Source organism: Phyllobacterium sp. CCNWLW183, from assembly GCF_037203775.1.
GTDB lineage: Bacteria > Pseudomonadota > Alphaproteobacteria > Rhizobiales > Rhizobiaceae > Phyllobacterium > Phyllobacterium ifriqiyense.
In genome coordinates this window covers 1050028-1069341 of sequence record NZ_JBBCBN010000001.1, presented here as the reverse complement: position 1 = coordinate 1069341, position 19314 = coordinate 1050028, and the positions used below count along the sequence as shown (strand labels likewise).

General features: G+C 50.9%; 20 protein-coding genes and 1 tRNA gene. 7 read left to right on the top strand and 14 right to left on the bottom strand.

All coding sequences use genetic code 11. The features are described from left to right. Positions 1–15: 15 nt before the first annotated feature. Together V9K95_RS05100 and V9K95_RS05095 are read right to left on the bottom strand one after the other, a co-directional pair. Complete coding sequence (locus V9K95_RS05100) at positions 16–369, bottom strand: hypothetical protein (protein ID WP_115052334.1); 354 nt, start codon at positions 367–369, stop codon at positions 16–18. 77 nt (positions 370–446) lie between these two features. Beyond that, positions 447–1373 (bottom strand): Gfo/Idh/MocA family protein, encoded by a 927-nt coding sequence (locus V9K95_RS05095; protein WP_336439667.1) that lies wholly within the window; start codon positions 1371–1373, stop codon positions 447–449. 221 nt (positions 1374–1594) lie between these two features. On the opposite strand from V9K95_RS05095, the gene V9K95_RS05090 reads away from it, so the two are divergent. Then, the gene (locus tag V9K95_RS05090; RefSeq protein ID WP_336439668.1) at positions 1595–3082 is read left to right on the top strand and encodes a carboxypeptidase M32; all 1488 of its coding nucleotides are present in this window, start codon (positions 1595–1597) and stop codon (positions 3080–3082) included. Positions 3083–3085: 3 nt separating this feature from the next. On the opposite strand, the gene V9K95_RS05085 is transcribed toward V9K95_RS05090, so the two are convergent. The 9 genes from V9K95_RS05085 to V9K95_RS05045 form a co-directional block, all read right to left on the bottom strand. Further along, positions 3086–4093, bottom strand: a complete 1008-nt coding sequence (locus tag V9K95_RS05085; RefSeq protein WP_336439669.1) for an FkbM family methyltransferase — start codon at positions 4091–4093, stop codon at positions 3086–3088. Between the two features lie 46 nt (positions 4094–4139). Then, positions 4140–4898 carry a class I SAM-dependent methyltransferase gene (locus V9K95_RS05080; protein ID WP_115052338.1) on the bottom strand — a complete coding sequence of 253 codons (759 nt, stop codon included), beginning with the start codon at positions 4896–4898 and terminating at the stop codon, positions 4140–4142. 89 nt (positions 4899–4987) lie between these two features. Next, positions 4988–5845, bottom strand: a complete 858-nt coding sequence (locus V9K95_RS05075; RefSeq protein ID WP_307279727.1) for a WcbI family polysaccharide biosynthesis putative acetyltransferase — start codon at positions 5843–5845, stop codon at positions 4988–4990. Between the two features lie 21 nt (positions 5846–5866). Further along, the gene (locus V9K95_RS05070; protein WP_336439670.1) at positions 5867–6919 is read right to left on the bottom strand and encodes a GSCFA domain-containing protein; all 1053 of its coding nucleotides are present in this window, start codon (positions 6917–6919) and stop codon (positions 5867–5869) included. Further along, positions 6916–7773 carry a WcbI family polysaccharide biosynthesis putative acetyltransferase gene (locus V9K95_RS05065; RefSeq protein ID WP_307279722.1) on the bottom strand — a complete coding sequence of 286 codons (858 nt, stop codon included), beginning with the start codon at positions 7771–7773 and terminating at the stop codon, positions 6916–6918. The genes V9K95_RS05070 and V9K95_RS05065 overlap by 4 nt, the downstream gene beginning before the upstream one ends. Positions 7774–8147: 374 nt before the next feature. Beyond that, complete coding sequence (locus V9K95_RS05060) at positions 8148–8522, bottom strand: VOC family protein (protein ID WP_336439671.1); 375 nt, start codon at positions 8520–8522, stop codon at positions 8148–8150. Positions 8523–8542: 20 nt separating this feature from the next. Next, positions 8543–8947, bottom strand: coding sequence for a lysozyme inhibitor LprI family protein (locus V9K95_RS05055; RefSeq protein ID WP_307279718.1), 405 nt, complete (start codon positions 8945–8947; stop codon positions 8543–8545). Positions 8948–9046: 99 nt separating this feature from the next. Next, the gene (locus V9K95_RS05050; RefSeq protein ID WP_336439672.1) at positions 9047–9826 is read right to left on the bottom strand and encodes a class I SAM-dependent methyltransferase; all 780 of its coding nucleotides are present in this window, start codon (positions 9824–9826) and stop codon (positions 9047–9049) included. A gap of 258 nt (positions 9827–10084) precedes the next feature. Next, positions 10085–10909 carry an alpha/beta fold hydrolase gene (locus V9K95_RS05045; RefSeq protein WP_336439673.1) on the bottom strand — a complete coding sequence of 275 codons (825 nt, stop codon included), beginning with the start codon at positions 10907–10909 and terminating at the stop codon, positions 10085–10087. Positions 10910–11128: 219 nt separating this feature from the next. On the opposite strand from V9K95_RS05045, the gene V9K95_RS05040 reads away from it, so the two are divergent. Next, on the top strand, positions 11129–11368 hold the full coding sequence (locus V9K95_RS05040) for a hypothetical protein (RefSeq protein WP_336439674.1): 240 nt from the start codon (positions 11129–11131) through the stop codon (positions 11366–11368). Positions 11369–11613: 245 nt separating this feature from the next. Here V9K95_RS05040 and V9K95_RS05035 read toward each other — a convergent pair. Then, positions 11614–11690, bottom strand: a tRNA-Met gene (locus V9K95_RS05035). A 356-nt stretch (positions 11691–12046) separates the two neighbouring features. Here V9K95_RS05035 and V9K95_RS05030 point away from each other — a divergent pair. Together V9K95_RS05030 and V9K95_RS05025 are read left to right on the top strand one after the other, a co-directional pair. Further along, positions 12047–13009 (top strand): Gfo/Idh/MocA family protein, encoded by a 963-nt coding sequence (locus tag V9K95_RS05030; protein WP_115053217.1) that lies wholly within the window; start codon positions 12047–12049, stop codon positions 13007–13009. Positions 13010–13173: 164 nt separating this feature from the next. Then, complete coding sequence (locus V9K95_RS05025) at positions 13174–14298, top strand: DegT/DnrJ/EryC1/StrS family aminotransferase (protein ID WP_307286208.1); 1125 nt, start codon at positions 13174–13176, stop codon at positions 14296–14298. A 30-nt stretch (positions 14299–14328) separates the two neighbouring features. Here V9K95_RS05025 and mnmA read toward each other — a convergent pair whose 3' ends face one another. Next, positions 14329–15519 carry a tRNA 2-thiouridine(34) synthase MnmA gene (gene mnmA, locus V9K95_RS05020; RefSeq protein WP_307279708.1) on the bottom strand — a complete coding sequence of 397 codons (1191 nt, stop codon included), beginning with the start codon at positions 15517–15519 and terminating at the stop codon, positions 14329–14331. 302 nt (positions 15520–15821) lie between these two features. On the opposite strand from mnmA, the gene sciP reads away from it, so the two are divergent. Beyond that, on the top strand, positions 15822–16097 hold the full coding sequence (sciP, locus tag V9K95_RS05015; RefSeq protein ID WP_008124404.1) for a CtrA inhibitor SciP: 276 nt from the start codon (positions 15822–15824) through the stop codon (positions 16095–16097). Positions 16098–16191: 94 nt separating this feature from the next. Here sciP and V9K95_RS05010 read toward each other — a convergent pair whose 3' ends face one another. Next, complete coding sequence (locus tag V9K95_RS05010) at positions 16192–16644, bottom strand: paraquat-inducible protein A (RefSeq protein ID WP_115052347.1); 453 nt, start codon at positions 16642–16644, stop codon at positions 16192–16194. A 174-nt stretch (positions 16645–16818) separates the two neighbouring features. On the opposite strand from V9K95_RS05010, the gene V9K95_RS05005 reads away from it, so the two are divergent. Both V9K95_RS05005 and V9K95_RS05000 read left to right on the top strand, forming a co-directional pair. Next, the gene (locus V9K95_RS05005; RefSeq protein ID WP_336439675.1) at positions 16819–18936 is read left to right on the top strand and encodes a carboxy terminal-processing peptidase; all 2118 of its coding nucleotides are present in this window, start codon (positions 16819–16821) and stop codon (positions 18934–18936) included. A gap of 31 nt (positions 18937–18967) precedes the next feature. Further along, positions 18968–19264 (top strand): GNAT family N-acetyltransferase, encoded by a 297-nt coding sequence (locus tag V9K95_RS05000; RefSeq protein ID WP_115052349.1) that lies wholly within the window; start codon positions 18968–18970, stop codon positions 19262–19264. The last annotated feature ends 50 nt before the right edge of the window (positions 19265–19314 follow it).

Below are 19314 nucleotides of genomic sequence, written 5' to 3'. Positions count from 1 at the left end.
CCGGACCCTAAGGCTCTAATTCGGCAAAATGCGCACTTTATAGCGGCCGACTTTTGGCGATGTTCCCATTATCTTCAATTCGCTATTCTCAAACTTGATAATGGATGTAGTCATGCGGAATTCCGTATGAACGAAGACTGGATTGAGTTGACCGGCTTCACTGAAGCGAATCGCCGAGACATCATCATCGCGAAAGCTGATATGGACCCGCGTCTGTTCATCTACATTTCTGTCGCTGCGAAATGAAACCAACGCATCAAAACGGCAACGTTGCCCGCGATCAATGTTAATGCCCGACTCCTCGATGAAATTGGTCAATGCCTCCCAGTTCGCATCTTCGTCAATCTGTTCCGGTTCGGTCGGTTCCATCGGGAGCTTTCATTGCTTTCAGAATGTCGTCAGTTATTTATACATCAAATCGCGGTTGTGGCGCGATGCTTGAATTTTCAATCGTGAAAGGGCTCTACAAAGGCGCGCTCACCCATCATGAATGCGTCTGCCACATGACGTAACGGGGCGATGTCGACATCGGATTTGCCATTCTTTACCAGATTGGCAAAGCGCCGGTAAAGCTCAGGATATTCGGCTTCTTCCGGCAAGGTAACAGCCTTGCCGCCAATGGTAAGCTTCGATCCTCCATCAATCAGGATCATCTGGCCAGCAGATGTTTCGGCTATGATATCCCATGTCTGCTTGCCAGTTTGGCGCCAGTCGAATTCTGCATGAACAGGCGTCCCAATAGCACTGGTCATTTTCAGATCGGCAGCAATCGGCGCTTGCCGGTTCTCTGGAAATTCCAGTGTCGCGCTTCTGATGAATACCGGGTTTGGCATGATATGGGTAAGGATCGACAGGGCATTAATGCCCGGATCAAAAACGCCAAGGCCGCCAGCCTGCCAGATCCAGTCCTGGTTGGGGTGCCAATGCCGGACATCCTCCTTCCAGACGATGTGAACACTTTGGAGCGTATTGGAGCCAAGGAAGGATTTCGCTGCTTCGACACCGGGAGCATAGCGGGAGTGCCAACTGGCAAAGAGCGAAACGCCTTTTTCATTTGCCAAAGATGCCAGGCTCTCAACTTCGCTCAACGTCGCCCCCGGCGGCTTCTCAAGAAAGACGTGCTTGCCCGCTAGAATGGCTTCGTAAGCGGCGTCGTAACGAAACTGCGGCGGCATGCATAAGGACACAGCGTCGATAGTCGGGACGGCCTCGAACATGGCCTTCATGGTGGTAAAATTGGGGATGCCGTCTACAGTGCCGTTGCGGCTTGCTGCGGCCACCAGCGTGAAGTCAGCATTTCTCTCTATGGAAGGCAGGTGTTGATCCCGGGCAATTTTGCCAACGCCGACGATTGCCAGATTGATTGTGGGCATAGCGACGTTCCTCTTTTTCCGTCATCGCATCAAGCGATTGAAGTGCACTGATTTTTCAGCAGAGGTAATGCGGAAATCGCGCAGCGGCAAGTGGGGCACGCGATAAACTGTGTATCAACGGCATGGTGCTCAACACCCACATGGGTGAGTTCAATCTTGCACTTGGAAGAAAATTGGAGTCCTGTCCGATATTGAGTTGAATCAGTTATGCGAGAAACAGAATGTCCTTCCAGAAAATCGACGATCATGGCCGCAAGCTCGAAGCGCTTGAGCATGCGCTGGCAATTCTGGGGGCCGATGAGGCCACGCACATGGCCGTCGGAGGTGGTGAAAAACGTGCCGAAGCAATGGCAGCGCTTGCGGGAATGTATCACAGACAAGCAACAGCTCCAGAAATCGCCGATTGGATTGCTGATGCTGAAGCGCAAACGCTTGGTGATGAACAGCTTGCCGCCGTGCGTGAGTTCCGGCGCCATTACACAAATCTGACTTGCCTGCCTGTTGAGTTTGTCGAGCGTCAGACAAATGCGCGGATGCGCTGTGAACAATTATGGCGGGACCTGCGGGCAAAAAACGATTGGGCTGGTTTTGTGCCCGCGCTCGACGGCGTTATTGCACTGGCCCGTGAGGAGGCGGCTCTGCGTGCACAGGCGTTAGGACTTACGCCTTATGATGCAATGATCGAGCAACATGATCCGGGTGCCCGTACCGCCACGATTGGTCCGGTTTTCTCGGAGTTGAAAAATTTCCTGAAAGATTTTGTTTCCGAGGCATTGGCTGTTCAGGAGGAGAGGGCGGCCAAACGCCCCGTAAAAGCTTTGTCCGGAGTTTATCCCGTCGAAAAACAGCGAGAGCTCGGACTGGCAATCATGGCGGCAACCGGCTTTGATTTGGCGCACGGAAGTCTTTCAGTTTCACATCATCCGTTTTGTGGCGGCGTGCCAAGCGATGTGCGTATCACCACGCGTTACAAGACAAGCGAATTCCTTTCAGCGCTCATGGGCGTCCTGCACGAGACAGGTCATGCGCTTTACGAGCAGAATCTACCGAAAGAATGGTCGCATTGGCCGCTCGGCAGAGCACGGGGAATGGCAATGCATGAGAGTCAAAGCCTTTTCGTGGAGAAACAGATAGGCCGCAATCCGGCATTTTGGCGGTGGGCACTCCCGGTTATTGCCCAATATCTGAATGAGACATGGTCTTTGGAAGACATCCTTCCGCATGTGCATCATGTAGGGCGCGGGTTGATCCGCGTCGATGCGGACGAAGTGACTTATCCGCTTCACGTTATCCTGCGATATGAGCTGGAAGAAGAGATTATTGCGGGCAAACTGCAAACCATCGATCTTCCGGAAGCGTGGGACGCGAAAATGCGTGAATATCTGGGTCTATCCACGATTGATACACCGGGGGATGGACCGATGCAGGATGTGCATTGGCCCGCGGGTGCTTTTGGTTATTTCCCCTCATACACGCTCGGCGCAATGATGGCAGCACAGCAATGGGCCGCGCTGATACGCGACTACCCGACAGCGAACAACGATCTTGCGGAAGGCAACTTCACGAAGATCAATGATTGGCGACGTGAGAAAATCTGGTCGCAAGGCTCACGCTGGTCCACGCCGGAGCTGCTTGAGCGGGCTACTGGTGAAAAGTTGGATGCCAGCCACTTCATAGGGCATCTGCGCAGCAGATATGGGGCTGCCTGAATATTATAGCTTCAGCGATAGTTTGGCCAACTGCCTGGCTACTTCTTTCTTGCGGCTTGGATGAATGGCCAGAATATTGGCAACCCGTCCGGATGGAAAAGCGAAATCGATTGCCTGAACGTCGGGCAATCGATTGATCCTCCCATTCAGAACTTCCCATATCTGATAATCCCAACCTATCAGCCTGTCGTAAATTCCGCCGGGCGTCGTCTTTGACAAATTGGCAAGAACGTCGCGGTTTATCTCGATGAGCATTGTGGGACTGTATGCCGGGATCGTGTTTGTTGCGCCATCCAAAAACAGGCCCTCTGCGCCTTCAATATCGACCTTGATGGAATCCGGCTTTAGCCCTTTTGCCATCACGTCCAGTGTCTCCACCTTTGTGCTCCGCTCGGATTTTGTATTGCCTGACCCCGCTACCAGACTTGTCGCTCCGGCATTGACCGAATATTCCGCTGTGTTGAGTTCCATCTCGCCAGGCTGATCTGCGAGAGCCAGTTGATATACTTTGACCGTTTTCGAAAGCTTGTTTGCAAGGATCGACTTGCTGAAAAGATTCCATAGATGAGGTAGCGGTTCAAACGAGACCACTTTCCCGTTGAACCCCGGCTTTGTAGCAATCGAAAGCGAGTAATAGCCGACATTGCCGCCTACATCGAAAAATGTACCATTGTCCGGTGTGACAGCTTTCATGATGTCGATGTCAAACTTCTCATATCCGCCGCTGAAAATACCAAACGTCATGTGATACTGACGCAGATCGAGATATATCTTGAAACTGTTGGTCGTCTCGAACAGCAACTCGACGCTTTTGGGCACAAAATTGTTGAATATGATCTCGGCATGGCGCTGATGAAATTCGGATGAGGCGAAGAAGTTTCTGCGGTGCTGCTCAAGGGAAATCGTGCAAAGAGAGGACAGATTGTCCGATATTTTCAATTTCTCCTCGACGTTGGCATCACGTCCGAGGATGAATTTATAACAATTCAGAATATCGCCAAGATCAGTCATGTTGCCATCACGTTACTTCAGAAATCAGTGACCAAGGCTCACAGGATCAGGCTCGCCGGGCTATGAAATAATAAGCGTGAATTCCCGTCGTTGAACGGTCATGGATCAGATGTACATCGGTCATCTGGTTCTTGTGAAACAGCGCCATCACCGTGTTCGCGTCGTAATCATACATTTGAATATCAGGGTGATCATAATTATCCCTGTCGATGAAAACGGTTTCATTTTTGTAGTAATCATTGCGGAAATACATCATCCGGTCGTTATAATACTCGGCGCGGTTTGCGGTTTTGAACAGCGGAACGTGCAGCGAAGCAACGCCGCCACTCTTCACACATTGCAAAAGATCATTGATGATAAAATAGCCACGGCGCGGTTCAATGTGTTGCAAAACAATATAGCTATTGAGCCAATCGACTTTGACACCTTCCTTGACAAGGACCTCGGGTGACTCGACGCAGCGCACGTTTTTCAACCCGCGATTGGCGCAATTTTTCAGCGCAATATTTCGCATCGTTTCAGAAATATCGATGCCAATGGCATTTTTTGACTGCTCGGCGAGGGGGATCAGCAATCTTCCTACCCCACAGCCAAAATCAATGATCGATTCAGTGGGAACCTCAAATTCCGGAACCAGACTTTTAATAAGCTTGGACAAATTGGCGATATCAGTCTGACCTGTGGCGAAGAATTCAGTTGCATCTTTTTTTGTCAATTTTTTCGACTTGAACTGGTCTTCTGTCAATACGGCCCAATAGGCATTGTCTTGAGCCAGTTTCTCCCAGTCTTCATTTGTATTGCGCATGGAGTTCCCCTCGATCCAGTCAACTCATTTCAGGCAATTAAAAGTATTTTACATATATCTCAGCAAAGTATTCTCAGTATTAAATGGCATCAATGCAGCGCCTCCATAAGAACTGATTTTACCAAGTTGTGGCGGTTGGTGTACTGAACTTCGGGAAGAAATGGGTCCGGCGCCAATCTGGAGTATATTCCGAAGCTCTGTTCGATGAATTGCTCCAGGGAAATTTGTTTATATTCCTGGGGCACCTTGAACATGTAAGAGCCTCTCACGCCGAAAACTTCTCCTATTTCCGGGTAGACCGGATAGCATGCTCCTGAAGTCATCACGTCTGCTGGCACAAGATCTGTGCAATTGGGTTCGATGCCGCATTTTTCAAGAAATAATTGCGCGATATCGTGTATCGGACGCGCCTTGGAGTGATTGATTCCGTACATGAAGCAATCGCCGCGTGTCCAAACCCTGAATTTGCCCGAAATATCGAGCCCGTGATTCATGAAGGTTTTCAGAAGCTGATCTCGCTCGATTTCCCATCGTGTGAAATAACCGCATCGTTCAAATACGTCGCGACGAAAGAGCGCCGTTGTTGTTTGAACATCGTATCCGGCTTGATAGGCGGCAAGCACAATCATTGAATGGAATGGCCCCAAGGGGCTATCCAACATTGCTCCCCGCGCTACCACCGTGCAAAGGTCCGGGTGATAAGCATCAAACTTTATGGACGGTATCTTGCTGAGATTGTCCAATGCTGAAAAATCATAGGCGAGGCCATTAATGTCGGGGTGAATGATTACTTTCGCATATTGGGACAGCGTTTGTTTATAGTCATCAAGCTTGTTGCGGAACGACCAATAGTCGGCGTGATCGATCTTGATGCCATTGGTGAGCAATCGCAATGAGTTCGCGAGTCCGAATGTATTGCAGTTGGAAACGAGTAGCCAATTATCCATGACAGGTTCTCGAGTTCGGGGTTACGGGCGCATCATCTCGATCTCGCGTTCATCGCAAATGACATTGCGTTGCGGTGCTTCCGGAAGGGGCAACATTGTCGCCGCCGTCTTTTCTTCTTCCGGTTGAGACACATAATTTTTGACGAAGCAGCGCATGGCATGCGCCACACCGATTGAGTTTACCTCTCGATAATCGTCCTCATAATACAAGCCGCCCGCATAGCTGCCGGTTATGATCTCGTAGGAGGGAAAATAGTCCACCCAATCAAAACGCGCCAACATCTGTTCGGCAACTACCCGCAAAACGGATTTACTATAGGTGGTGGAAACAAGGACACTTCGGTCTTCATAGGTAGCGACTAGCGGTACTGGAGAGACAGTGAGCAGCACCTTAACGCGAGGATTGACCGCTTTCAGCTTTTCCAGAAAAAGAGTCATATCCATATCAACGTCAGCAACGTTGAAATTGATGAACTCGTATTTTTCAGCATCGTAAGCACCAGCGCTGACGCCAGGTGCCAGCGGAAAAACAGAGCCATCGGATCTCGATCGCCATGCTTCGGTCAGACCGAGCGTGAAAACGAAAACATCTGAATCGAGAAATACGGATTTAACTGCTTTAAGATGGGCGCGGCGTGCTTCCCTGACGGCTTCTTCCGTCTCATAGCCGTCCGGCTCAATGAGCGGACGAAATGGATCGACAAATTTGCCGTCCTTACGCCGCCAGGCGGTTTCCAGTGGTGTTCTTCCCTCAAAAACTTCCTCAAAAAGTTGCAAGAGCTGGCGGGCAGTATAGAGATTTCCGTAACGCGCAGAAAACACCCCGAAATTGCGGGAAATACGCTCCTGAGGGGGCAGGTCTTCACCGGATTCTGCAATCAGATAATGGAAACCTATCCGCTGCATCTGACGAGAGATATGTTGGGCGAAACAGCTTCCGGCCGTGGCAATTTTCATTGCACTGTCGATTTTGTACCGGGGATTTTCAACCGGATCAAAAAGATGGGTTTCCACTCGCGCAACCGAACGCCGCCACAACTGATAATCCTTGATTCCGACGTAGGGGTTGGTCATTTGTCCGCCTCCGCTATGATATTTTTGACGTGATTGTATCGGTCAGCAAAGAAATATTCGGCTGCAACTTCGCCCGGTGCCCATTTGGAATAGACCTCAAAACTTTTTTGAATGAACTCTTCCAGTGACATCAATCGGTATTCGCCCAGAACCTTGAACATGCGCGATCCGCGAAAGCCGAATGTTTCCGCAATTTCCGGGTAGACTGGAAGGCATATGCCGTCGACCAAGGTGTCGTGGGGTACAAGGTCAGATTTGTTTGTCTCAATGCCGATCGATTCAAGAAATACTCTCGCAACATCGTGAATTGGCCCAGCCTTTGGGTGACCGAGGCCATACATGAAGGACTGGCCGCGAGACCATGATCTGAAGGGCGCTGCTATATCGAGATTGAAGAATGAAAAAACTTTCATAAGCCGGTCCCGTTCCGGCTCCCATCGTGAAAGAAATCCGCACTGCTCGAATATTTCCCGCCGAAATAGTCGCTCGGTTTTCTCGACACTATAGCCCGCTTCAAAAGCGGCAAAAACCAGCATGGAATGATAGCCGGCCGTCGGGCCATAAATGCGCTGTCCGTCCGCAAAAAGATAACAAAGATCCGGATGATAGGCATCAAAGTCGATACCGGGAATTCGGCTGACGTTTTTCAGAAGAGAAAAATCATATTCTACGAATTGAATGGCAGGATTTATAATAACCCTATCATATCCCGGCATGGTTTCCTTGTACTTTTCGAGATTTTTCATCAGTTCGAAGACATCGAAACAGTCCAAGGTGAAACTGTTACTGAGAAGCTTTAAGGAGTTTGCCAATCCATATGTATTGCAGTTCGAAATCAGCAACCATTTTTCCAAGGGACGCTCTCTTCAAAGTGACTGTTACACAACGCTATATTCGATAGCTGCGGAATGGTTCCATTGCTTACAAAACTCGTCGGAATTCTCATGAACGGCTGTAAATCATTGCCAAATTACGACGTTGATCCGAGATAAGCCTTTTGGAGACTTATAAATCTATACAGATTGCGTCTTGACGCGTCATAATACGACCGTCGTACATTATCCTTTGAAGACTTGGTAAATGGCCGCTGGCATAAGCGCGGCAGTGCCCAACCTACGGCTGACGCAGAAGTTTTCGTCGCATCGTTTCGCAACAGCGAACTATCAGATGACGTTTAAAGCGTGAAGTTTAAGCGACCCCGGTATCCGGTGATACCGGGTTATGAGCGTTATGCCTCCGGCGCGTGGCAAACGGCCTCGATATTATGTCCGTCAGGGTCGATGACAAAGGCAGCATAATAATTGACGTGATAATGGGGGCGAAGACCAGGCGCACCATTATCTTTGCCTCCAGCTTCCAAAGCTGCATGATAAAACGCGTCGACTTCCTGGCGGGTTTTTGCCGCGAAAGCCAAATGAATATGCGCTGGCTTTTCCTGGGTTTCGAACAGACACAATGAAGCCTCGCTCCCAGCGCTAAGCTCAATACCGTATGAAGGCTCGCCCTCGGCGACGATAGTTACTCCCAGCGGTTTTAATGCCTCGACAAAAAATGCCCTGCTCGCAGCATAATCGCTAACGCCGAATTTGACATGATCAAACATTGGACCTCCTTGTTGCCTCGCTATTTTGCTGGAACAGGACAGTCCATGTCTCCATCCGTGCATTTGAGGTATAGTTTCAATTCCTGAATACGGGATCGAGTTTTATTATAGAGGCAAGAATTCGAGATAAAAGGGTATGCTGTTCCACCTTGAACAGTCGAACTTGAGAAGTTGCATTCCGCGTCTCGAAATCCAATCCAGGCTTTTTGTGCAGCCACCAAGAGTTTTGCGGTGTCCGGATCACCCTTTAATCGTCCTGCAATCTGCTTGTAGACCGAATTGAGTTCTCCGTCAGCTTTGGAATAAGCTTGCCCGGCACAAATATTCATGTCGGTCTGATTGGTCTTATCGCCACAGTTTTGCTGAGAATGTGCGAGTGAAATTCCTCCGAGAAATATGGCTGACGCCATAAACAGAACCTTCATTGCTTCTCTCTCCCTCTGAACAACGGACCAACGCCGACTCGGCAGTCATATCAAACTGAAACAGGATTGTTGAGCCAATCGGCCGGCGCAAAATTTGCTCTAGGCGAAACAAAGCACCGTATGCTCGCCGATCTGTGCATATCGCCATTTGTTCGTATGAACCTCATGCATCAGATCGCGATCAATTAGCTTACGGAACTTGGCCAATAGTTGAGGGTGCTCAGAATAGGTGGTTAGAAAGAGCTTGTTCTGAAAAATCAGAAATGGTGCAAGGCGGCGGTTTGCAACGCGCATATATTCAAAGAAGCCTTCCGAAACACTAGGCCAATGTGGACCGAGGAAATCATCAAGCAGGATGACGCCGCCGGGTACGATCATTTCCTGAGCGAGCGTCATATCATTGATTACATGCTTGACCGTATGACCGCCATCGACCGAAAAAAGTCGCACACCAGAGCTTTTTAGCCGTTGTCGGATGGTTGCCGGTGTAAATGACATGCTGTCAGCCGAAATTGCTGTGACCTGCCGCTTCAGGTGGGAAAAATAACTGTCGAGATGCTGGTTAAACATCGACAATGACCCTTTCCCGCTATGATCAAGATTTTTCTCCTGGTCGTCAAAAAGGTCGATGGCAATGCATTTCTCATTCGGTCTTGCTGTGGAAGCCATAAGGAAAAATAGTTTGCCGTGGTGCACACCGATTTCCACGATATCGCCAACGACATTATCTTCCAGCTGAATCTCCCTGATGAGCTTCAGAACATGGGGTACCCGGCTGCCTACCCAACCTTGGATGTTTATCCAAACATCTTTTAACGCGGTTCCAATTGGGTCGCTGTCATTTTCTACCGGAGTGTCGATGAATTCATCCCCCTGCAATATGAAACTCCTGGAAACCTAGGAGCAATGATTGGGGGCAACAATACAAATCACGCCAGAAAAGCCCGGATGCAACGATTCCGGCGGAGCACGAAGATGCCATGGACAATTTTCCGGGAATTCGCCTATGTCGATCGTGCCTGCGGCATCCGAGGGCGATGGTTCATGATGATCGTCGTTCCCAAGCGGGATGGCCCATTACCCAGAGCAAAAGGTTGGAGGTGGCAGGGCCGATTAGTTGGTCGGCCCTATCGCGCATCATGACCGAAAAAATGCCAGAAGATCCGAGTTTATGATCTCGGCGTGTGTCGTCGGCATCCCGTGCGGAAAGCCTTCGTAGGTCTTCAGCGTCCCGTTCTTCAAAAGCTTTGCCGACAATGGTGCTGAATCAGCATAGGGCACAATCTGATCATCGTCGCCGTGCATCACAAGCACGGGAACCGTGATTTTCTTGAGGTCTTCGGTGAAATCGGTTTGCGAGAAAGCAACAATTCCATCGTAATGTGCCTTGGCACCACCCATCATTCCCTGACGCCACCAATTATTGATCACTGCATCCGAAGGTTTGGCGTTTGGCCGATTGTAGCCATAGAAGGGGCCCGCAGCCACGGCATGATAGAATTCACTACGGCCCGCAGCGAGCTGTGCTTGAAAACCATCAAATACATCTTTCGGCAAGCCATCCGGATTGGCATCGGTTTTCACCATGAGCGGTGGTACGGCACTTAGAATGGCTGCCTTTGCTACCCGGGATTCGCCGTGGCGCGCGATATAGTGTACCACCTCACCGCCGCCAGTCGAATGCCCGACGTGAATGGCGTTTCTAAGGTCAAGTTTTTCCGTCAGTGCGGCAAGGTCATCGGCGTAGTGATCCATGTCGTGACCATCACCGACCTGAGCGGAGCGGCCGTGTCCGCGCCTATCATGTGCAATGACGCGAAAGCCATGATTCACGAAGAATATCATCTGTGCATCCCAGTCATCGGCCGTGAGTGGCCAACCGTGACTGAAGACAATAGGTTGGCCGGTGCCCCAGTCCTTATAGAATATCTCGACGCCGTCATTGGTGGTGATTGTAGACATTTGCTCTCCTTGACAAGGTTGGACGATCTCATGCTGTACTTCGCAATCTCGGTTGCGTTTGCCTACCCGCTGGCCGCACTCCCCAAAGTATTTTCATTGAGCGTAACATCAAACATACCGTCAGAAAATATTGCTCAAATAAGCATATTTGCTAAGTCAATTCAGCAAGATGAAGGTCATAACCTCAGTCATGCAGGCGGCGGAGTTCATTGTGAACGAGTGTCCGGGCACAGATACCGAAAGCTGGATATAGCCAAGCACACGCTCGTCAAATGTTATGATGGCAAAATGTCCCCCGGCGTTGCTCGCATGGCCTTTATTGAGGGGCCAAGGAAGCGGGCATTTACGTCGAAACGGCAGGCCGCCCGCCGCCTACCGGTAAGCTGGAAAAGTGGCGCAGAGCTTAGCCATGCCTTCCCCGCCTATGTTGGCGGTTTTGAGAACTGCTCCGATGGATGATTGAGGGCTGGAAGCTGCAAATCAGGTCACCCTACAGTGGCGACAAAAACATAGCCCGTTGCGATCTGTGAGAATCAAAGATGCTTTGAAGGGCCTTTAAGGAGAACTTTAAGGCCCTTCAAAAAAAGCGTCTGTTCTAAAATCGGGTGGCAAAAAATCAGAAACGCGCGGCGCGCTACAGCTACAGCGTGGCGTGCTACAGTCATTTCACTATAACGTATTGAAATACCTACTCTTTAGGGGAATGGTAGCGAAGGAGGGATTCGAACCCCCGACACAAGGATTATGATTCCTCTGCTCTAACCTACTGAGCTACTTCGCCCCATATGTCTTGCGACCCGTAAATGGCTGCCTCATAAAGCTGACCTGGGAGCGCACTGTCATTCGCCGAAGACGGGCGACAGGGACGTGGGCGGATATATGTGGGTGGAATGGGCCTGTCAAGCAATCTTCTCTGCCAGCAAGTCCAGAAATTGTCCGAAAACCGATTCATCACAGTTACCGTCTATGAAAAACCGGGAAAACTTATCCAATCGCGTTCCTTTTCGCCGTTGGACACAACAATATTTACCATGCTTGTCCACTGTATGGGTTGAATTCTTTGGTAGCCATGTTTGCAACACTTGTGTTCGTTAGTTGCTCCAGATATTGCATGCGGACATGAACAAGGCTGAAAAGATGGCTCCACGAATTGCAGTACTCGGTTGTGGTTATTGGGGCAGCAATCATATCCGTACGTTGAAAAGCCTCGGCGCGCTTTACGCCGTGGCTGATCAAAATAGCGATCGCGCTGCGGGCTTTGCTGCCGAGCAGGGTGTATTGCATATTGAGGTCGAAGACCTTTTCACTCATCCTGACGTTGATGCCATCGTCATGGCACTGCCGCCGCAGTTTCACGCTGCAGCCGCAATACGCGCCGTAAACAACGGTAAAGACGTTCTTGTCGAAAAGCCGATTGCCTTGACCGTGCCTGATGCGGAGGCAGCCGTGAAGGCTGCCCGCGATAATAATCGCATCTTCATGGTTGGCCATGTTCTTCGTTTTCATCCGGCCTTTGAGAAGTTGCTGGAATTGATCAAGGTCGGCGATCTTGGTGATGTTCGCTATATCCACTCGCACAGACTGGGTCTTGGAAAATTTCATACGGAAAATGATGCGCTATGGGATCTTGCGCCGCATGACTTGTCGATGATTCTTGCAATCACCGGTACGGAGCCATTGGAAGTGCGGGGCGAGGGTGCAGCGGTTCTGGATCATTTGAGTGATTTCGCCCATCTTCATCTGCGCTTTCCAAATAATGTGCGGGGACATCTGTTTGCCTCGCGGCTTAATCCCTATCGTGAGCGCCGCTTGACGGTGGTCGGGACCAAGGCCATGGCAGTTTTCGACGATATGGAGCCGTGGGACCGCAAGCTGGCTGTCTACAAACATTCGATCTGGCAGGATAATGGCCAGTGGGCTTCGACCACGGAAGAGCCGAGCTATATCAAGGTCGCGCAAGGAATGCCGCTGACGCGCGAATGCCAAAGCTTCATTCACAGCATTCAAACGCGTGAAGAGCCGAAAACCGATGGCGAAGAGGCCGTTCGCGTCTTGCGTATCCTGACGGCAGGCACCGTGGCTCACAACAAGGCCGGCTAACCTTCCTTGCCCTCCGGGATCGGCGTTGTTAGAACGCCCACGCCTTGTTACAAGAAGAGGCAAACTTTGAACGGCAACATCTGGCGGTTGTCGATCCGCCCTTTTAAAGAGTTGCCTAGATCTCGCCCGCAATGGATTCGCGGGAAACTTTTATTGGAGCAATGATGCAGTTCATCGATCTCGGCGCACAGCGTGAACGGATTAGCGGCAAACTTGACGCGGCCATCGCTAAAGTGGTGCGTGAAGGCAAATATATTCTCGGTCCGGAAGTCGCCGAATTTGAGAAACGCCTGGCCGATTATATCGGCGTTGAACACGTCGTTGCCTGCGCTAACGGCACGGATGCGCTGCAAATTCCGCTGATGGCCAAGGGCATTGGTCCTGGCGATGCGGTGTTTGTTCCAAGCTTTACCTTTGCTGCAACAGCCGAAGTTGTTGCATTGGTCGGTGCGGAGCCGGTGTTTATCGATGTCGATCCCGACACCTACAACATTAATGTTGAGCAATTGCAGGCAGCGGTTGATGCGGTCCGGGCCGAAGGCCGGTTGCAGCCTAAGGCGGTTATTCCCGTTGACTTGTTTGGCCTGGCTGCGAATTACACCTCCATTTCGGCAGTCGCCGCCAAAGAAGGCCTGTTTGTTATCGAGGATGCTGCGCAGTCTATTGGCGGCAAACGTGACAATGCCATGTGCGGTGCCTTTGGAGACGTCGGCGCAACCAGTTTCTATCCGGCAAAGCCACTTGGTTGCTATGGCGATGGCGGCGCGATGTTTACCAATAATGGCGAGTTGGCCGAAATAATGCGGTCCGTGCTTTTCCACGGCAAAGGCGAAACCCAATATGACAATGTGCGCATCGGCCTGAACTCGCGACTGGATACGATTCAAGCGGCGATCCTCATCGAAAAACTGGCAATTCTTGAAGATGAGATGGAAACGCGGCAGGTTGTTGCCAAGCGCTATGCTGCAGGCTTGAAGGATATTGCGAAGGTTGCTGTCATGCCGGAAGGTTCGCGTTCAGCCTGGGCACAATATGCTATCGAAACTGAAAACCGTGATGGGCTGAAAGCACATCTGCAAGCGAACGGCATTCCTTCGGTTATTTATTACGTGAAGCCTCTGCATTTGCAGGATGCATATAAGCATTATGGCCGCGCACCGGGCGGGCTTCCGGTTTCAGAAACTTTGCCGAAGAATATACTCTGCCTGCCGATGCATCCTTATCTCAGCGCGGATGATCAAGACAGGATCATTGCTACAATCCGGGACTTTCATGAAAAAGGGGCCTGAGGCCCCAATTTCTCAAATATGATGATGTGATCAGGCGTGCAGACTGCTCTGTGCGGCCAGCTTCTTGAGCATGGCTTCGGCCTGTGGAGCGCGTTCCGAACGGCCGATGAAGCCGCCGCCATAAACGCGGGCTGTGTTGCTGTCGTCGGAATAAAGAACACAGGCCTGGCCCGGTGCAATACCGCTTTCGCCATCAACCAGTTCCACCCATGTTTCACCAGCCTGATGATGTAGAACTGCAGGGCGGGGCGGGCGTGTTGAACGCACTTTGGCATAAATTTCGACACCGTTTTCCGAGATGTCGGTCAATGCTTCATCGCCGAGCCAATTGACGTCGCGCAAATAGACTTTTCGGGTCTCAAGCGCTTCGCGTGGCCCAACGACCACGCGCGCATTGGCAGCGTCGAGATGCACGACATACAATGGATCGCCTGTGGCGACGCCAATTCCGCGACGCTGACCGATAGTGTAATGGACAATACCCTCATGCCGCCCAAGCACGCGGCCATCTATATGGACAATGTCGCCGGGATTTGCCGCTTCCGGCTTTAATTTCGAGATAATGTCGGAATATTTGCCTTGCGGGACAAAGCAGATGTCTTGGCTATCCTGCTTATTGGCAACGGTCAGGCCAAGTTCTTCGGCGATGGCACGCGTCTCCGCCTTGGTCAGTCCACCGAGTGGAAAGCGCAAATAATCGATTTGTTCCTGCGTTGTGGCGAACAGAAAATAGCTCTGGTCTTTATCGGTGTCTACGGGACGGAACAGCGAGCGGTGCGCACCATTTGCACGGCTGCGAATATAATGACCCGTTGCAAGGGCGTCGGCACCGAGGTCACGGGCTGTTTGCAACAGATCGGCAAACTTCACGGTCTGATTGCAGGACACGCATGGAATCGGCGTTTCGCCGCTAACATAGCTGGCAGCGAAGGGATCAATGACTGCTTCACGAAAGCGCGCTTCGTAATCGAGTACGTAGTGGGGGATGCCAATGCGCTCGGAAACCCTGCGCGCGTCTTCGATATCCTGGCCGGCACAACAGGAACCAGCACGGTGAGTCGAGGCGCCATGATCATAAAGTTGCAAGGTCACGCCAACAACGTCATAGCCCTGGCGTTTAAGAATGCCTGCGACAACAGAGGAATCCACGCCGCCGGACATGGCAACGACGATACGAGTGTCTTCCGGCCGAGCCGGTAGATCGAGACTGTTCAGTGTCATAAGCAATTCCAATTGGATGCAGCGGCATAAAAGCGCATGGCTGATGTCCGCTCTATATAGGTGAAATGGGAGAGCCTGCCAACAAGAACCGGCATCACAACTATTTTTTCCCGCGAAGTCTGTTTCGCCTGCTTGTCCGGAACTTTGATCAGCTGCTTGGCGGGTTCGGCTAAAGTTTAACAAAAACAATATGATTCCATTAACCGAAGTTACCAGAGAGTGACTACGTGTTTAGTCAATTATTAAAGCCCTGCATGTATTGTCAGCTGCGATAGGTCTTGAAGTTAAGTGTAGAGAGTACAATGACCGATCTTGTTCGACCGAGAGTAAAATATGTAATCGGCCCGGATGGCAGCCCGCTGACCATCGCCGATCTTCCACCCGCTAGCACGCGGCGTTGGGTAATTCGCCGCAAGGCCGAGGTGGTTGCCGCTGTACGCGGCGGTCTTCTCAGTCTTGAGGAAGCCTGCCAACGCTATACACTAACGGTGGAAGAGTTCCTGTCCTGGCAGTCGTCGATCTCGGATCACGGCTTGGCAGGTCTTCGAACGACCCGGATACAGCAATATCGTCATTAGATGATGGTGCCTATAAACGTGGAAAAGGCTGGTCTTCGGATCGGCCTTTTCCTTTTTGACCGGTTTGCTTGTGTATCGTAGGGGCAGTCAGTCGCTAGTTTTCGGCATCCTTGCGCACAACGAAATGGGTGGCAACAGCCGAAAGTATGGCGGATATGGTGAAAAACCACAGGCCAGGTTGAGCAATCGCAGTGGCGAGGCCGCTGGTCTTGGCGCCGAAAATCACCAAAGCCACCAATAACACGTCCAACATTGACCATTTCGACAGGAACGCAACGGAATGGCGCCATTTGTGTCTTGCGGGGGTGGTCTGCAGAGCCGTCATTTGAGCCACTCCAAGCTTTGTGATTGGCAAAACGACGGAAAAGAGTGCGACAATTATTGCGAGCAGTTGATCGCCGCCGCCCCATAGGGATTGTATGATACCGAGCAGTGACGGGTTTTCTTCAAAGAAATACAGTTTACTGACATTCATCAGGGGCATGGTCAGACCGAGTGCCAATGTGAATGTAGCAATAAACAGAAGTAACGGAACAATTGATCGCATTGACAACAGAGTTTCCAGTTAGCCTGTCAGGGCTATGGCACAGGATGGTTGCATCTATCCAGAGCAAAGCAATTTTTGGTAACGCCTGCGCCTTTAATTTCTGGCCGGACGTGAACAAACGCGATACAGACGTAATACAGTCTCGATAAGCACAGATATTGGATAGAAAATCATATGCGTACTAAAATCGGCTTTTTTCTGGTTTTCATTGGATTGGCAACCTCTGCCTTTGCTCTGGAGAGCGGTGCGCCACCGGTACTGAAGCCTTTGACTGAGCAGGCGCAAGCTGCGCATTTAAGCGCGCAATTTCTTATCCAATATCACTATAAGACTGTGCCACTGGGCGACGAGCTTTCCGAGAAAATCCTCAATCGCTATATCAAATCGCTTGATCCGGAGAAGTTTTTCTTCTCGCAAGCGGATATTGATGTCTTCAATGCCGATAAAGACAAGCTGGATGACGGTATTTATGGTGAGGATCTGACGATCCCTTTTACCATTTTCAACCTTTACGAACAGCGCGTGGTGGAACGTCTCAACTATGCTCGCGACTTGCTGAAGCAAAATTTCGATTTCAGCACCAAGGAAGATTTTCCAATTGTTCGTGACGATGAGGCATGGCCGAAGACCGAAGCAGAAAGTCGCGATCTATGGCGCAAGCGCGTCAAGAATGATTGGCTGCGTTTGAAGTTGGCTGGAAATGATGATGCAACCATCCGCAAAACGCTCGAAAAGCGTTACGCCAATTCGCTTTCCCGCGCCTACAAATACAAAAGTGAAGATGTTTTCCAGATATTCATGAATGCCTATACAAACTCGATAGAGCCTCATACGGACTATTTTGGACCTACGGCGGCGTCGGATTTTGATATTTCCATGCGTCTTTCGCTGGTAGGAATCGGCGCTGTCCTACAGGAGCGCGAAGAGTACACAACCATTCGCGAGCTGGTCGCAGGTGGTCCAGCTCAGCTATCCGGGCAATTGGGCGTGGGTGACAGAATCGTTGGCGTTGCACAGGGCAAGGACGGCGAAATGGTCGACGTTGTCGGAACGCCGCTTCCAGATGTGGTAAAACTCATCCGGGGCACAAAAGACACGGTGGTTCGTCTCAGCATATTTCCATCCGACGCCGGACCTGATGGCAAACATCGCGAGATCAGCCTTGTTCGCAATACCATTAACCTGGAGAAGCAGGCTGCGAAGAAGACCGTATTGCAGGTAAAGAATGGTGATGTGACCAATAAGGTAGGCGTCATTACCCTACCGACTTTCTACGAAGATTTCGATGCCCGCCGCAGAGGTGACAAGGATTACCGTAGCGCCAGCCGAGATGTTTCCAGACTGTTGACTGAACTGAAGAAAGAGCAGGTCGATAGTGTGATTATCGATTTGCGTAATAATGGCGGTGGGTCGCTGCCGCAAGCAATCGAGTTGACAGGGCTTTTTGTCGGCAAGGGGCCAGTCCTTCAGCAGCGCAACCATGAAGGCCAGATCAAGGTGAATGGTTCCGACGCGCGTTCAGCAGCCTGGACAGGCCCGCTTGGCGTTCTGATCAATCGCGGATCGGCCTCGGCGTCGGAAATCTTCGCAGCAGCAATACAGGATTATGGCCGTGGCATCATTATTGGTGAGCCTAGCTTTGGCAAAGGCACTGTACAAACCGTGGTCAATCTTGACGAAGAGGCCAACAATCCCAAGCCCGAATTCGGTGAATTGAAAATGACGGTCGCCCAGTTCTTTCGCATAAATGGCGGCACCACGCAGCTAAGGGGCGTCGTACCCGATATTAGTTTGCCGGGTTTTTCCGATCTCGAAAATTTGGGGGAGGCGAGCTATGACAATGCTCTGCCATGGCTTCAGATTAAAAAGGCTGATTATAAGCAGCTCGGTGACATTAAGGACCTGCTGCCCCAGGTGCAGACGTTACATAATGAGCGCGTGACAAAGGATAAGGATTTCCAACGTCTCGTGGAAGATGCGGCTGAACTCGAACGTCGTCGGAAACAAAAAGCGATCTCGCTGAACGAAACAGAACGACGTAATGAGCGCGAGCAGCAGTTGAGCCGTATCAAAGCCCGCGAGAAGGCTGATGGTGTGACACCGCTCGACGCGGCCTTTCAGGAAGACGGACTTCAGGCTAATGAGCGCAGCCTGAGCGCTGACATTGCAAGTGAGAAAGCATTGAAAAATGCCAAGGACGTGTTGCTCGAAGAATCTGCTCACATACTCGTGGACGTGACGGCGCTTACGAATGGCTCGTCAAGCACGGCAGGAAAAGCGGTAAAGCAATAGGTGCGCTCGCTCGAGACCATCGGAGATTTGAATGTCTGAAAATATCAAGATTGAAAAGAAAGAGGCTGGAAGCGGCGGGCGCTATGTAGCCACACTGTCCGGCCATGAAGCGGAAATGGCCTATTCGCGGGCAAGTCCCAAGCTCATCATTATCGACCATACGGCCGTGCCCGATGCACTGCGTGGTCAGGGCGTGGGGCAGGCTTTGGCTTTACACGCAGTTGAAGATGCAAGGGCTGGCGGCTGGAAGATCATTCCGCTATGCCCATTCATGCGCGCCCAGTCGCTTAGGCACGAAGAATGGGCTGATGTCATTCAGCAAAAATGAGACGTTTTGATAGATTCGCGCGGGCTGCCGAATTCTATCAAAATGTCCCC